Raw genomic sequence first — 16,135 nt, forward strand, 5'->3', positions numbered from 1 at the left:
ATAAAAAGGTCCCCGTCCAAAAAGGAAGGGGACACAACACCTGTTTCAGCAGAATCCGCCTACTAAACACCCACACGTTCCATTATCTGGTTTTATACGCAATACTCTTCACCTTGCACAGCCCCTCCCACTTCGAGCCTTTCTCCTCCTTGATCACAATATCATCCACGTCATCAACGATTGCGTATTTCCTGATCTCACCGCCCGTTGATGCCGGTTTCGACGGGTCATAAAGAGCTATATAAAAATAATCACTCGAAGTCTCTACCAAGATATCCGATAAAAACAAGGTAATCTCGTAACCATCAAACGTTTTCAACAGTTCACACTTCTTCCTCGCGAAATCGTAACCATACAATTTATTCCCCACGGTATAGTAAATCACGGACAACATATTACTTGCCCCGAAAAACTCCGCCTTATCCAAGTCGATCACGTTATCCATTTTTACCATTAACTGCTTTATTATACCGAAACTATAGGAAATCCGGTAACTATACAGATAAAAATCACCTCCATCCCTTAATATCGTGTAAGTCGAACCCGAACCTTTATGACAATTCAGTGTTGTCACATACTCGTATTCCGGTTTCCAAGAGAAAGGATCCCCCACCCGATCAGACATATCCGCACAGTAGCCAAGAGGAGTTCCATAACCACTTTGTTGATACACGAAACGCCCATCCCGCTTATTATACAACACGGTAGCATATCCCCGTTCTTTCACGCTATACCCGATTTTATCCCCCACCGGGAAGAGATCATAATCACCCTTGTAATGATTACTTGGGGATCCAAAGAAACAAGCCTGTTGTCCGGATAACTCCGTATAATACAAATTACCATCCACAAGGGCAGCCCGATAATATCCCATAATCTGTACAGCCTCGGTCATCACGCACTCTCCGGCAGCCGATACATCATAAAAAGACCATTTCAAATGGGCCCCCTCGATAGGCAACAGGGTTGAAGTACTAAGCCTGTAAGTACCCTTATCCGTTCCGACATGAATATAATTCAATGCAGCGGCAGGACGATAGGGAGGAACAAAAATGCAAGTCGGCTTACCCCATTCCTGCAAATCAACCTCTTGTAAAATATTCTTCAACAAAGTCGTGTCCTCTCCTCCCGTTGATACCATATCAAGCTGGGTTCGCCCGTCATCTCCTTCCCCCAACACAAGCCATCCCCGCGAAAACAAGGTTGACAATTGCAAACTTAAACTTGAAATCGTGGTTAATCCCGTGGACTTATCCTGAATTTTAAAATGAACAACATAGCTCTGGGAAGGCAAAGTAATCGGATAAACCAAATCCTTCTCTTTTCCCAGCGTATATTGTCCCCCAATAGTCGGATCGCCACCCACGGCCACCCATTCATACTCGTAATTATCGGGATCATGGTTAACTGTCGTTGAAATTTCAGGAAAGACTCGCAACGTATCCACGAAAGAATACATACGTAACATCGTGTCTCCAAAAAAGTCATGTTTCACGGTAATCTCGTTAATCGCGCGATAGGAATAATTTCCCTTGTCATCATAGCAACTTTCAAACAGGAAAATTCCCAGTAATTCGATCAGAAAAATCTTATACATCATTCTCATAACATTTCATTTAAAAATAAATCATATCAGAGGCCCCATCGTCATCTCGAACTCGTTACCCGCAGCATCTTTATCCATCACCGTACGCCCTGCCGCTTTTTCCTCTTTCAGATAGCGATCAAAATTCTGGGCCAATGCTTTCGACCTGTTCTGGTTCATGGTCTTGTAATCTTCAAAATCCTGCATCGTTAAACCAAGTACCACGCATACCAGTTTAAATTTCGTGGGAGAAAAAGCACCCCAATAATTCGCGGTCCATTGCTTGGGCACAACCACTTGATCATTTATCCCGATCACGTGAACGAGCGGGTTAATTACTTTATCCGTTGAACCATATATGCTTCCGAAAGGAATCCACCTTTTCAACGGCAATTTAAAATCCGCGCTCTCCTCCAGCCGCACGGTCAAGTAAATCACCGTGTCAGGATTTTGCATTAATTTTTCCGTCCACACGATCCGACAAGGGACTTCCGCCTGTCTCTCCCCGGCTTTTACCACCTGGCTATTCTCAAACGGCTCGTAATCTTCCCCCGCCTTTGCCGTCGTGAGGGTATCTACCACCCGAATCGTGAAATAACGGTCGTGATCAACCACGTCCCCGGTAATCCTCACCCGGATCGGTAACACGGTATCCTTGGCCGTGAACATCGCGAAAGGGATCAAAGTGGTATCCACGTATTCATACTGTTCCGGGTCACCATACCCGGAGGCCGGAGGTTTCTGCATCATAAAATAAATACCGCTCTCCCCCTCGTATCCCATCATCTCTGTCTCGCAAGCGCACAACCACGTTGCCAGACCAATGATCAATATTACTATATATCTTCGTTTCATAATCTCATCCGTTTAATTCGTTATTCCACACCTCGTTTATCTTTCTCGTCTTGAGGCAAATCAAACAAATAAAAACTCTTTTCCATCGTGATCATGTTATTCAGATCTTTACTTGAAGGTATTTGCGTCCTATTCTGTCGTTTGTAAAACCAGAACAATTGTCCCTCTCCAATAAACTCCCTCCGAAATTCGGCCTCTACCAGATTCATCAACCCGAGCGCTTGGTTTGCCTTGGCAACTCCTCGTGCCGCCCGTAATCGATTCAGGTGGTCAAACGCTTCCGCCTCGTCGTTGGAACATTCCGCCACGATCAGATACATCTCGGAAATCCGCATGACAGGCATGAGATACGTGTATCCCTGACTAACTTTATTATCCTCAGGTCCTTCCGTATCATCCACAGCCATATACTTCACGAAATGTTTCTTTTCATTCCCATCCGGGTCTTTCAAGGTCATCCATTGTTCCGTGTAACGCCAATCATTCACCCTCGTGTCCTCCTCGTACAAATTCTCGATATTAACCTCTGTCGGGCGTAGAATTACCTTCTCTCCCAATTTGTTAGAAAACGTGGATTCGTACACGTCCGATCGTTTCAAATTATACAACCCGAACAAGATTTCCGTTTTATACACCCGGTCCCATTTCGAGAGAGTCGTGGCCGCCGCACGGGTGACAAAAGGAAACCAGTCATTATCCTCCTGCGTTTCCTTGATCACTTGCCGGGCATAGGTCAACGCGGTTTCCTTATCCCCCGTGTACAATGCCAACCGGGCGATATACGCCTTTACCGCATAATAATTCAAACGCAGGGAGCGATACACCATATCATTGGGTAGTCCCGGACCTTCATCCCCCCAAAGCGCTCCTTTTTTAATCACCGGATCATAATCCTTCAGCAACTCCTCTGCCGCCTTGAAATCATCCATAATCAACTTTGCCACTTCCGATGCTTTCAGTAAAGGTCTTACTTTCAAATCAGAAGATTCCGAATAAGGCATACACTCTGTTTCCGGATCAACAGAATAAATCGGTCCAAACACCCGGAAAACTTCAAAATGCAACAATCCCCGCAACGCCAAAGCTTCCCCTTTGAGGACATGATAATATTCGCTATTCAGCACATCCTTTCTCCCGTCACACGCCTCTATAATCGTATTCACGTTGACAAGCAACGTGTAAACCTTCGACCATAACCCGGCCACCTGTCCTTTTTTAGCCGTTTGGTCAAAAGTTGATAACTTTTGCCACGTCTGTTCATCTTTATCACAATCATAGTATTGCGCAAGAATATCAAACGTCTTGTAGGACAACGTACCTCCATACAAGTTGGAACTCAGCAATTCAATATACACCCCGTTCAGCGCGGTCATAAACCCGGCTTGAGAAGAGAAAAGAGTGTTTTCCATAATCCGGTCTTCCGATCCCAAATCCAACCAACTGTCACAAGACACCACGGTGGAGACCAACACGATCATCGTGAGGCATTTCAACTTGTTCAATAATTTACTCGCAAATTTCATAATTTCGTCTTTTAGAATCGTAAACTCAATGAAAATGAAACAGTGCGGGCAAAAGGATAATCCGTTCCCCGTTCTTCCTTGAAAGAAGACAGCCGGAAAATATCATTCATATATGCCCTGAAAGTAACTCCTTCCGCCCCGATTTTCTTTATCCACGCGGCAGAAGATTCGTATCCCATGGAAATGGATTCACCGGAGAACGTGTTTTCCGTTCGCACGAAACGGGAAGACATCGGTGTCGGAGAATTATCTTTTATCGACTTGAACTTTGCCTTATCTCCCGGTTGTTTCCAACGATCATGTAACGCCCGCTTATCCTGATTATAATAAATTTGCTCTTCCGATATATTCTCCACTTTCGAGTACAGGGCCGAGGCCATCACCTCTCCCCCTAAACGATACCGGAAATTTACCGAAGCGGAAAAACCTTTGTAATAGAAGGAAGAACCGATAACTCCCTCCACGTCCGGACGGGAACACCCCACAACCACTTCGTCGGATGTCGAATAGATAAAGGTCTGGGAACCATCTTTCTTTCTAAACATTTCCGCCCCGGTGGCCGGGTCAATTCCCAACGAGGGCACAGCCCACATATCATCGGGACTGGCTCCTTCATAGTAACGAACCAAGCTCTGCGCGCTTCCCAATTCATTAAATTTGTTCAATTTATCACCAATATCCCGATACTCGGACTTGGAGGTTCTAAAATTCACGTTCAACGTCCAACTCATATTCTGTTTCTGGATCACCGTCCCGAAAAAACTCCCGTTCCATCCCCAAGAAAGCTGCCGCCCGGCATTCGCATTAATGGAACCCACGCCCACGGACGGAGGCATCGGCACACTGATCAAAAGAGGATCGGTATCCTTGTAATAATAATCCAGCGTCACCCGGATTCGATTCCGCAACATGGATATATCCACCCCGATATTCTTATCCAACGTACGTTGCCAATCTAAATCCTTGTTGCCAAACTGGTCAATTATCGCGCTTGAACCAAACATATTTTGCAGTTCCACATTATACTTGTAAATTTTCATCGCCTGATAAGCGTCAAAATTCTGATTCCCGGGGTTACCCACGGATGCCCTGATCTTGAAATTCGTGAAAAGTCCCAAAGACTTCATAAACTCCTCGTTATGAAGATTCCAAGCCAATCCCACAGACCAAGTTGTCGAGAAACGTTTATTCGCCCCGAATTTAGACGTACCGTCCGAACGCACGTTGAAATCCATCAGATAGCGATTCATAAAAGAATAGTTGACATTCATAAAAAAGCTGGTCGAACGGCTACGCTCCAAAGAGTAATTAGGCTTCTGTCCATCTGTAAAACCCGTGGAAAAAGCCGGATTCATATGCAGATCATCGTTAAAACCGACAACACTATAACCATCCCGCTTATTTTTATTCTCGCTAAAAGACCATCCTCCCACCACGTTCACTTGATGTTTTTCCACGAACAACTTACCGAAAGCAATATTCAAATCCCCGTTATAAGAGAATGCCTCCGAAGTTGAAGCCGAGAATGAACCCTGTTTCAACTTATCCGTTTCCAGATAATCAGGATGTTTGGGGGATTTGAATTGCTCATCCCGGCTCACGTTCTTGGTAAGCCCGACCCTCGCCGTCGCCCTCAAAAAAGAATACATCCTCCACTCGATCGAGAAATTATCACGCAAGGCGATCGAATTCCCGATATTCGTATTTTTTATTCCCCACGCATATAACGGATTCTTTAATGATCCTTTGTTTTGTTCCGTCCCGGTATCCTCCAACCACATGGGAATATATCCGTTTTCCAGTCTCTTCCGATAATACGGGTTCGCTTTCGAAAATTCGGAAAAAGCCACGGGTTCCCGCTCCGTATGAGTAACATCCATGCTAAACTTATTGGCAAACAACAACTTTTCCCGACGATAAGTCAAATCAATGTTGGCACTGATGACATTCCGATCAGACCCTTGCATCACGCCATTGGAATTATTGTAACCGAATCCCAACCCGTAACGCATGGCATCATCACCCCCGTCAATATAAACGTTGTGACTATGATTGAATACGGTACGGAGCGGTTCGTTCATCCAATAAGTATCAACACCCCGCTTCACCTCGGCTAGCCGCCGATTATATTTTTCAATATTACTTGTATTCGAGTAACTCTCCAAATCCCCGTAAAGCCCGGTTAGGCGTTCAAACTCCAACTTCTCGGAAGCATTCATCAAATTATAGGCAGAAAGATCCGCAAATTGAATCCCGTAATTACCGTTATAAGAAAGACGTAATTTCCCCGCTTCCGGTTGAACCGTCTCAACGACAATCACGCCGTTGGCCGCTTTTGACCCGTAAATAGCCGTGGAGGCAGCATCTTTCAAAATCGTCACACTAGCCACCCGGTCCATGTTCAAATTAACAATCGTCTCCAGCGTCGTTTCGATACCATCCAAAATAAACAAAGGCTGATTCGGGTCATTATCAAATTCCGTCTTTAAACCTACCACGCTCGTCTTTCCCCGGATTTCAATGTCCGGCATCCGGTTCGGGTCCGATCCCCATTGTTTACTTTCCAGCACCAGCATGGAAGGGTCCAAACTTTTCAGACTCTGGATAACATTCTGGCTCCCGATCATTTTCAAGTCTTCTTTCGAGTAGGTTGCAAATGATCCCGTGAAACTTTCTTTATTACGGGAATAGATTCCGGTCACCACCACTTCTTGAATCGTCTCGGAATCCTCCTCCAAGGTAACATTCAACGTCCTCGCATCCTTCACGGCTATTTCCCGTGTCTTCATCCCGATACACGTGAATGTCAGCATCACGCCATCCAGCGAGGGCAAGGCAAGCACGAACTTCCCGTCCGCATCCGACGCCGTACCCAACGTGGTTCCTTTCAACACGACAGATACCCCCGGAATCGTGTTCCCGTCTTGATCCGACACGACTCCCCGGATAACCACTTCTCCCGGTTTCTGGGGAACAGTAGCCCGTTTTTTTATCACGACAGTTGAATTCTCATAAATGTACTCGAATGGACTCCCCTGAAACACTCGTTTCAAAACCGCATCCACCGTCACCCCTTGCATGGTCAGCGTCACGGGCGGCAAGGTGGCCACCTGCGCCTTGTCGTAAACGAAATTCAACCCCGCCTGTTCTTTAATCTGCCGGAAAACTTCCTGTACCCCCGCTTTATTCACCCGAACAGACACTTTTTGTTGCTGGGCTCTACCAACAAAGGGCAACATCAGCAAAATCACGCACATCAGGCAAACGTGCCTCCATTGCAATTTTGTTTTTCCACGGGTACAATGGTCCCAAAAAACAAAATACTTCTTGCTTTTTTTCATAGATTTGTATTTTAAAATTAAACATTTACTAGATGCTTCCAACATCTAGTCCGAACCGGGAGTTGTTAGCGCAACACCCGGTTTTTCATCATGTTACATCCACGTATATTCTCTTGAATCTTGTTTGCAGTCAGCCTCTCGAACGACAATTTAGGCGTAAAACTTTCCACTCATAAGTTTTTTTCATAACTTTGATCGTTGATTCATTTGTAAAATTGATTAACAGGAGGAGTGAGTATTCTGTGTTTTCTAGGCTCGGGATACACTCCTTTTTTTCATCGAACTAATGTGGCGGCTCATCCATAGATTATCGCTATTTCAATTTTGCCCGATCCCCCAAGCAAAAATTATACAATAAAAAAAGCGAGGATCGTACATTCTATCCTATCTAGGGCATCGCCAAACGCCTCGGAGCAAATAGACAACAATCCACGCTAGCCAGCGTGAATTTACTGCCTAATCTTGCTCCTTAAATTGGCGATTTCTAGATAGCAATTAGAACAAATTCACAATATTTTAATGCGGACTCTTCCGCACTTTATTTTTCAACACCTGCAAATATATGATATTATTTCATAAAATCAAACACTTTATTCCTTCGTAGCTATATTTACACCTATTTTTTATTCAACCGAGACAACTACCTGGATCTCATCCAATTTCCCTTGGAACTCCAAGTCCTCCGGAATATTCACAATTTCAAGTCCGTATCCGTTTTCGATTTCATTTCCTTGACTTTCTCTTGATACAAATTCATTCGATTTACTTCATTCACCAACTCTTCGCAAGCTTTATCCGGCGTATATTCCTTTCCCGTTAAATCACAATAAACAGGTTCCCCGTCTCGATAAAAAAGGAAATAAGTCATGGCATAAAGCGTAAACATTTTATACTCTCGCGTATCTGCTTGCAACAATTTACCCGGAAGCCAAGAGACCACTTTCTCCCAATCCTCAATCATGGATTCCATTTTCCACACGCCACCTTCTTTTATTGTTATCAGTAAAAAAGTTGTTCCATCCGTCCGTTTTCCCAATAGACACGCTTTATCTTGAGGTAGTGATAAACCTTCCAAGATTTGTGCAGGAGATGGAGCGGCATAAAACTTCTGAACATCAAATTCATAATAAGGACACGCCTCTATACTAAACTTTTTAAGTTCCACTAACGTCTTATCCGGTTCATATTGCAACATCGAACGAGAAACTGTCGAGTATCTCTCTACTAACGCATCCAAGATTTGATTCACGTCTTCGGTCAGAGGAAAATTCACACCTTCACCAACTTTATCCGAATGACTATTTTTATTCTTATCCATGCAACTACATACCAAGAATAATATTATAACTAGATATTTACTCATATTTTTTGAAAACTTTAATTGTTGATTAACTTGTAAAATTGATTAACAGGAGAAGTGAGTATTCTGTGTTTTCTAGGCTCTGAATACACTCCTTTTCTCTTTACACATCAGTATGGTGGCTCGTCCATAAATTATTGTTATTTCAATTTTGCCCAATCCCCCAAGCAAAAATTATACAACAAGAAAGCGAGGATTGTCAACGTCTATCTTATCTAAGGCATCACCCACAAATAAACAACAATCCACACTAGTTACCGAGCATCTGATGTCTTAGCAATTTTCAGATAAAGATTAGAGCTGACTCACTATATTTCCATGCAGACTCTTCCACATCTTATCTTTCTATCTCTACAAATATATGATATTATTTCACAGAATCAAACACTTCAATCCTTTGTAGCTATAATTTCGAAGATTTTATTTTACACAAATCCACTCCAAGAAACAGAACCTTTCTCAAAACACGCCCATATTTTATATTTTTCTTGAAAAATTCGGCATACATTTTTTGCAGAATTCAAAAAATGCACTACATTTGCATCCGCAATCAAGCAACACGGGCGCTTAGCTCAGCTGGTTCAGAGCATCTGGTTTACACCCAGAGGGTCGGGGGTTCGAATCCCTCAGCGCCCACGGAACAAACGCCAAAAGGCGACAAAAAAATGCCAAAGTCTTGTAAATCATCGGGTTTACAAGACTTTTTTCTTTTATCCCCGCCAATTTTTGACTGAATAATGCCCATTTGCACGTAAAGAAAGTAACTTAGATAGTGTTTCAAAAAGTGTGTAAATTCCGAATTGATTATTTTTGTAATGCAATTTTCAAAAATGAATAATTATGGAATTTACACATGAACAAATCTCGGAAATAATTTCCGAAATCACAAACGGTGAACTAGGTTTACAAGGCTTGGTTAAACAAGGTTTAGAGAGTTTAATGTTATCGGAACGTGATCTTCATAACGAGACACGTGGTGACGTGAGTAACGGTTTTCGTGGTCGTCGAGTATGTCATGGCGGTAAGGTCTTCGAACTTCGGGTCCCGCGTAGTCGTAACAACCATTTTTACCCGATGTTACTGGGGGTGCTAAAAGACCAGGAAGAAGAGGCTCAAAAGCTAGTGAGTAGCCTTTATTGCAGCGGTTTAACCACGGAACAGGTGGGTAAAATTTACGAGCAATTTTACGGCAAACATTACAGTAAAAGCCAGGTTAGCCGCTTGTTGAACACGGCCCGCGAGGATGTAAATGCCTGGCTAGGTCGTGAACTGGATAATCGTTACCCGATAATTTACATCGATGCCACCTATGTCCTCACCCGTCGTGATGATTCCGTTTCCAACGAGGCTTACTACACGGTTTTGGGGGTGAAAGAAGACCGAACCCGCGAGGTGCTGGCCGTGGTGAATTTCCCCACGGAAAGTGCCACGAACTGGAAGGACGTGTTTGAAGACCTCAAGGAAAGAGGCGTGGCCGTGATTGATCTCCTGGTGTGTGATGGATTGCCCGGTATTGAAAACGTGCTGGCAGAAACCTTTCCAAAAGCAGATTTACAATTATGTACCGTGCACCTGAAGAGGAATATAGCTGGGAAAGTCAAGCCCAGGGACAAGAAACAGGTCATGGAAGAACTCAAGCAGGTTTGCGCTCCCGACCAGTGGGAGATCTCCCCGGAAAAGGCTTTCGAAAAATTTAAAGAGTTTATTGCCAGGTGGCAGAAAAGTTATCCCGTTTTGAAAAGATATTGCCACGACAGGTACAGGTTCTATTTCACCTACTTCAAGTACGAGAGGGAAATCAGGGGGATGATTTACACCACAAACTGGATCGAAAGGCTGAACAGGGATTACAAGAGGGTCATCAACATGAGGGGCGCCATGCCAAACCCCCAAGCCGTTATTCTCCTAATGGGAACGGTAGCCCAAAATGCAGATATTTATAAATATCCTATTTATAATTTTTTAGAATCAAGATTATTTTATTGAACTATTTATAATTTTGCAGTCATGAGAAAAGAAGGAATTTACACACTTTTTGAAACACTATCGTAACTTAAAAGTAACCCCGGCATTTTTTGCTAGAATGAGGTTACTCTTTGGCAAAAAGCTGTCATGAATTGGCAATCATAATTATCTCATAAACAATTTTTTATAAGTATTTTCAGCTAAATTATTTTGTTATGAGAGAAACTTTCAGCATCCTATTTTACCTCAAAAATTACAAGAAAGAAATGAGTGTAAAACTCATTTATTGTCGTATTTCCATCAACGGTTCGAAAGCACCTTTTTCCACGCAATTAAAAATAAATCCCAATCTCTGGGATCAAGCTACAAACCGTGCTAAAGGCAAATCAAAATCTAGCATCGAAATCAACAACGTGCTTTCAAAGCTAGAAACGAGAATTAACGACGCCTACAAAACGATCAAAGAGAGGCGATCACGATTTGACGCGTTCTACCTTCGGGATTACATTCACGGGAAAATCCAAAACAAAGAGAATGTTTCCATCCTGACATATTTTGAACAATTCCTGAAAGAGCAAAATGAAAGAGTCAATATCGGCGATTTATCCGACGAAACCTTCAAACGCTATGAATTAACTCGCGATCGGTTAAAAGATTACATGAAAGAAAAGTACGAGCGAGACGATATGTATCTGGATGAAATAAATATCTCATTTGCCCGAAGATTCAACTTGTTTATACGCGGCAAATATGAATGTGGGAATAATACCGCGCAGAAATACGTGCAAAAATTAAAAACCGTTGTGACTGACGCGTGGGGAAATGGTTATCTTGTCGCGGACAAACTCGTTCGTCATAAACTTAAACACGACAAACACGACCCTACCTGCCTCACGTGGAATGAACTGAAACGGATCATGCAAAAAAAATTCTATCATGCCCGCTTGGAGAGGATTAGAGATTTTTTCGTGTTCGCTTGTTTCACCGGATTATCCTATGGAGATTTAAAGTCGCTCACGACTGAGGATTTTGAACTAAAAAATGACGAGAACGACTGGATCGACAAAGACCGGGGAAAAACATGCGTGAACGCGCAAATTTTATTTAGTGCCATCCCTCACTTGATTGTCGAGAAATACAAGAACGAGCGTCGGGGGAACGAGTTATTACCCATACGTAGCTGCCAGAAAACAAACGCGTATTTGAAAGAGATCGCCGTTTTATGTGGTATAAATAAAAATCTCACGTCACACGTGGCAAGCCATAGTGTATTTTCTTTTTTCTTAAAAATCAATAGCTTACAAAATATCCCAGTTTGACAGGTAACGATTTAGAAACCAGCGAAAATCTGTATTCCACTTCGTTTTGCAGTAATTCAAAAGAACGCCTTTTAGCATTACAAAGATAGGCATTATAATTGGATTATAATAGGTTTTAGCCTACAAAAAGTGAATTCCATATATTTTTATTGCTCAATTACTGCTAACTTCACTAAAAATGAGTAATTTTGTACTTTAATAAGTATGAGTGTTACCATGGTTGTAAAAACAATAAAATTGACATCACTATTTGTCAATACTGAAAATTATAGATTTGAGCCTCTGTCTTCACAAAAGGAAGCGATAGACAAGATGGTAGAGGACCAAGGGGATAAATTATATTCTCTTGTAGACGATATTGTAACTAATGGTCTTAGTCCAGTCGATTTAATCATTGTAACGCCTAACGAAGATAACAACAAATATATAGTACTCGAAGGTAATAGGAGAATAACATCATTAAAATTATTAAACAATCCAACATTAATTGATGACAAGTACATTTCTTTAAGGAAAAAATTTCAGAAATTGCAAAAAGAAAATCCTAATGCTATTTCTGAATTGAAGAATATTGCTTGCGCTGTTTTTGAAAACCCAACGGAAGCTGATATTTGGATAAAACGTAAACACTCGGGAGAGCTGAATGGTATCGGTACAGTTACTTGGAATGCTCAACAAAAGCAAAGATTCGAGGAGAAGACAGAAGGAAAATCATCGATTCCATTGCAAATTATCACTTTATTGAAATCACAAGATAATGTTTCTGATACGATTAAGGATTCGTTATCCAAACTAAATATTACCAACCTGCAACGTTTGATGTCAGACCCTTATGTTAGAGAACACCTTGGTTTGGGAATTAACAATGGAACTTTAGTTTCAAAGGTTGAAGTGTCAGAAGTCGTCAAGGGGCTTATAAAAGTTGTTACGGATATTCTTAATCCAGAATTCAAAGTTTCAGAAATCTATAATAGAGAAAAAAGGAAGCAATATATTGACAATTTTGACACGAACCAAAAGCCAGACCTATCTAATGAAGCGTCTGAACAATGGAGTGTTCAAGATATTGTAGACAATAAAGGGCAGGTATTAATAAATAGTGAACGCAGAGAAATAAAAAAGGCTAATAATCAGAAAGCTAGAAACAGAGCTGGCTTAGTGCCCAAGACTTTGATTTTGCATATCAACAACCCCAAAATCAATAAAATTTTTGAGGAGTTAAAACATATCCAAGTTAAAACATGTCCTAATGCATCTTCTGTACTGCTGAGAGTGTTTTTAGAATTGTCAGTTGATGCTTATTTGGAAAGATATGATTTGGTAAAAAACAATGCTATAACTGCGTGTTCTTCCAAAGAGGATTTGAACGGGAAAGTTTGTAAAGTATTAAATCATATGACCCAATTAGGAACAATGAGTAATGATTTATCTAAAGGTATAAGGTCTGAAATAAATGATAAAAATTCAGTCCTATCCATTGAATCCTTGAATGCATATGTTCATAATGAGTTTTTCTATCCTAAAGCAGACAATTTGATTATAGGATGGGACAACATAGAAAGTTTTTTTATCCAATTATGGGAATCTATAAATAAAGAATGACATTATGGAGTTTTTATCACCTTTAAGATATCCCGGTGGAAAGGCAAAAGTCGCTGATTTCGTACAGTGTTTAATCAAAGAAAATGCATTGCTTGATGGTACTTATGTTGAGCCATATGTAGGAGGTGGTTCTGTTGCTTTATCCTTGCTCTTTAATGAATATGTTAGTGATATATATATAAACGATAAAGACATATCTATTTATGCCTTTTGGTATAGTGTTCTTAATAACACGGATGCTCTTTGCCAATTAATTAAGGATACTCCCATAAATGTCGAAACATGGTTTAAGCAAAAAGAGTTTCAGCAGAATAAAGAAAATAGAAATGTTGATTTATTAAATTTAGGGTTTTCCACTTTCTTCCTAAATAGAACAAATCGTTCAGGAATTTTAAAAGCTGGAATCATAGGTGGATACGACCAAACTGGAAATTACAAGATTGATGCGAGGTTTAACAAAGAAGATTTGATAAAAAGGATTCAACGTATAGCAGACTACGCGGAGAGAATTCATCTAACAAATGACGATGCTGTTACTTTAGTGCAACGATTAAAAGATGAATTACCTTACAATACTCTATTATATTTAGACCCGCCATACTATATAAAAGGAAAAGGGCTTTATCTGAACTACTATAATGACACAGACCATCAAAACATCGCAAATGCTATAGGTGCAATAGTAAATTGTAAGTGGATTGTCTCTTATGATAATGTGCCATTCATAACCAACCTATATTCAAAATATAGGCAACAATGTTTTGAATTGAATTATAGTGCGAGTAACTCAGGAAAAGGTGAAGAAATAATGATATTTTGTGACGATATAGTTATTCCCAAACACAAATTATTTAATCATTCAACAAAGTGAAAATAACTCACATTCATATCGAAAGGTTTCGAGGCTTCCAAAATGAAGACTTTGAAGTAGGCTCTCAATTAACAGCAATTGCAGGACAAAACGGAACTCAAAAGTCAACATTACTGGGTATTGTAACACAAACCTTCACTCTTAAGCCTGAGGATCCAATGAGAGCGGAAAAACCTTTGTGTGGTGGTAGCTATATTTCTGCATTCAAAGATAAGTTTAGATTATCGCCCATTTTTGATAGACCTAAAGGTCATGAATGGACCATTTCTTTTGATATAGGAGTAGATGACTTTACTGTCGAAAGCATCAAACGTACTGGAGACCCTAATGTGCGATTTTGGAAGAAAGGAGCAAGGCAAGAAGGGGATGGATATATCTCCTTTCCCACAATCTTTTTAAGTTTAAAGCGGTTAGTTCCTATGGCAGAGGAGGCCAAGATTATAACTGATGACACATTATTAACTCCAGAGGAACTAAGTGAGTTTAAACAATTACACAATAAAATTCTAATAGTACAAACTCCCATTTCTTCTGCAACAACAATAACCTCAAAAAATAAGCAATCTATAGGCGTATCCACTGAATTATACGATTGGAATCAAAACTCTATGGGACAAGATAATCTGGGCAAAATTATCTTGGCATTATTTTCTTTTAAAAGATTGCATGACAAATATCCCCAACAATATAAAGGTGGAATTCTTGCCATTGATGAGATGGATGCTACAATGTATCCAGCGTCTCAAGTTGAGCTATTAAAGATTTTGCGCAAATATGCGTCTAAACTTAATTTGCAAATTTTATTTACTACTCATTCAATGTCTCTTCTTAAGGTTATGGACGATTTAGTTCAAGAAGTAAGTAAACAAGAAGAAACAGCTAAGTAGGTAAAGATTCTTTATCTAAAGAAAGTCGATGACAAGATAACAATCAAACAAAATGTAGATTTTAAAGGTATTAAATTGGATTTGAATGTTGTTGCAGAAGGAAAAAAACGTAAGAAAAACAAAATTACTGTATATACAGAGGATAATGAAAATATATTATTCGTTAAAGCTATTTTAAAGACTAAAGCATCTATATTAGATTTTGTAGATGTAACTCTGCCGTGTTCAACCTTAACTGAACTTGTAAATAAAAACATACCTGCATTTAAACACCCATATTCTATCATCATATTGGATGGAGATGTTAGGATGAATAGGGCGTATCTTAAGAAAATAAAAAATGCAGATAACATTTTAATATTGCCAGGGAACAACTCTCCTGAAAGACTGCTGGCATCCTATTTGTATAATCTCTCTGATGCAGATCCATTATGGGGCAATATAGCAAATGGATATACCAAACAATTATGTTTCCGAGACTATACTATGGAACAAATAAATGCAGGAGGTGAGTTGGGGCGTCAAGATGCAAAAAAATGGTTTAATGGTCAGTTGGAATATTGGGGACGAAATGGTAATAAGGTTTTTAATCCCTTTTTACGTTCGATTCCTATCGAAGTACAAGAGTTTAAAAGAAATTTTGAAAATATGATAAAACGGTATATTTATGACTAAACTTCCGGTGACCACAATAAAGGAGCTTAAATGCCGAAAGTATTCTTTGGGTTCTTGGTCGATATATAATCAGAATCAGACTTTCTCTTTCATTAACCGAATAAGATACTGTTTCTTTTAGAGCTTTTGCTCAGGCACACTCAGTGAAACAG

Annotated in this window: 11 protein-coding genes and 1 tRNA gene; 7 read left to right on the forward strand and 5 right to left on the reverse strand. The window is 40.5% G+C overall.

What is annotated here, in order from left to right:
• Nucleotides 1–82: 82 nt before the first annotated feature.
• The 5 genes from F1644_RS08570 to F1644_RS08590 all read right to left on the reverse strand — a co-directional run bounded on the left by F1644_RS08570 (nt 83) and on the right by F1644_RS08590 (nt 8,667).
• Nucleotides 83–1,606, reverse strand: a complete 1,524-nt coding sequence (locus F1644_RS08570) for a PKD-like family lipoprotein (protein ID WP_118305383.1) — start codon at nt 1,604–1,606, stop codon at nt 83–85.
• Between the two features lie 21 nt (nt 1,607–1,627).
• Nucleotides 1,628–2,440 (reverse strand): DUF4843 domain-containing protein, encoded by an 813-nt coding sequence (locus F1644_RS08575; RefSeq protein ID WP_118305382.1) that lies wholly within the window; start codon nt 2,438–2,440, stop codon nt 1,628–1,630.
• A gap of 20 nt (nt 2,441–2,460) precedes the next feature.
• On the reverse strand, nt 2,461–3,963 hold the full coding sequence (locus tag F1644_RS08580) for a RagB/SusD family nutrient uptake outer membrane protein (protein ID WP_118305381.1): 1,503 nt from the start codon (nt 3,961–3,963) through the stop codon (nt 2,461–2,463).
• Nucleotides 3,964–3,974: 11 nt separating this feature from the next.
• The gene (locus F1644_RS08585; RefSeq protein ID WP_229782477.1) at nt 3,975–7,304 is read right to left on the reverse strand and encodes a SusC/RagA family TonB-linked outer membrane protein; all 3,330 of its coding nucleotides are present in this window, start codon (nt 7,302–7,304) and stop codon (nt 3,975–3,977) included.
• Between the two features lie 691 nt (nt 7,305–7,995).
• Nucleotides 7,996–8,667 carry a hypothetical protein gene (locus F1644_RS08590; RefSeq protein WP_118594352.1) on the reverse strand — a complete coding sequence of 224 codons (672 nt, stop codon included), beginning with the start codon at nt 8,665–8,667 and terminating at the stop codon, nt 7,996–7,998.
• Nucleotides 8,668–9,225: 558 nt separating this feature from the next.
• Here F1644_RS08590 and F1644_RS08595 point away from each other — a divergent pair.
• The 7 genes from F1644_RS08595 (at nt 9,226) to F1644_RS08625 (ending at nt 15,983) form a co-directional block, all read left to right on the forward strand.
• Nucleotides 9,226–9,300, forward strand: a tRNA-Val gene (locus tag F1644_RS08595).
• Nucleotides 9,301–9,504: 204 nt separating this feature from the next.
• Complete coding sequence (locus F1644_RS08600) at nt 9,505–10,650, forward strand: IS256 family transposase (protein ID WP_273493712.1); 1,146 nt, start codon at nt 9,505–9,507, stop codon at nt 10,648–10,650.
• A 194-nt stretch (nt 10,651–10,844) separates the two neighbouring features.
• Entirely contained in the window at nt 10,845–11,948 is a 1,104-nt protein-coding gene (locus F1644_RS08605; RefSeq protein WP_168044611.1) for a site-specific integrase, read from the forward strand.
• A gap of 216 nt (nt 11,949–12,164) precedes the next feature.
• Entirely contained in the window at nt 12,165–13,550 is a 1,386-nt protein-coding gene (locus tag F1644_RS08610; RefSeq protein WP_004312638.1) for a hypothetical protein, read from the forward strand.
• Between the two features lie 4 nt (nt 13,551–13,554).
• The gene (locus tag F1644_RS08615; RefSeq protein ID WP_004312637.1) at nt 13,555–14,421 is read left to right on the forward strand and encodes a DNA adenine methylase; all 867 of its coding nucleotides are present in this window, start codon (nt 13,555–13,557) and stop codon (nt 14,419–14,421) included.
• Nucleotides 14,418–15,308 (forward strand): AAA family ATPase, encoded by an 891-nt coding sequence (locus F1644_RS08620; RefSeq protein WP_004312636.1) that lies wholly within the window; start codon nt 14,418–14,420, stop codon nt 15,306–15,308. The genes F1644_RS08615 and F1644_RS08620 overlap by 4 nt, the downstream gene beginning before the upstream one ends.
• A 75-nt stretch (nt 15,309–15,383) precedes the next feature.
• A complete protein-coding gene (locus F1644_RS08625; protein ID WP_008640975.1) occupies nt 15,384–15,983 on the forward strand; it encodes a hypothetical protein in 600 nt (199 codons plus the stop codon).
• Nucleotides 15,984–16,135: the final 152 nt, after the last annotated feature.

The organism is Butyricimonas paravirosa (genome assembly GCF_032878955.1).
Classification (GTDB): domain Bacteria; phylum Bacteroidota; class Bacteroidia; order Bacteroidales; family Marinifilaceae; genus Butyricimonas; species Butyricimonas paravirosa.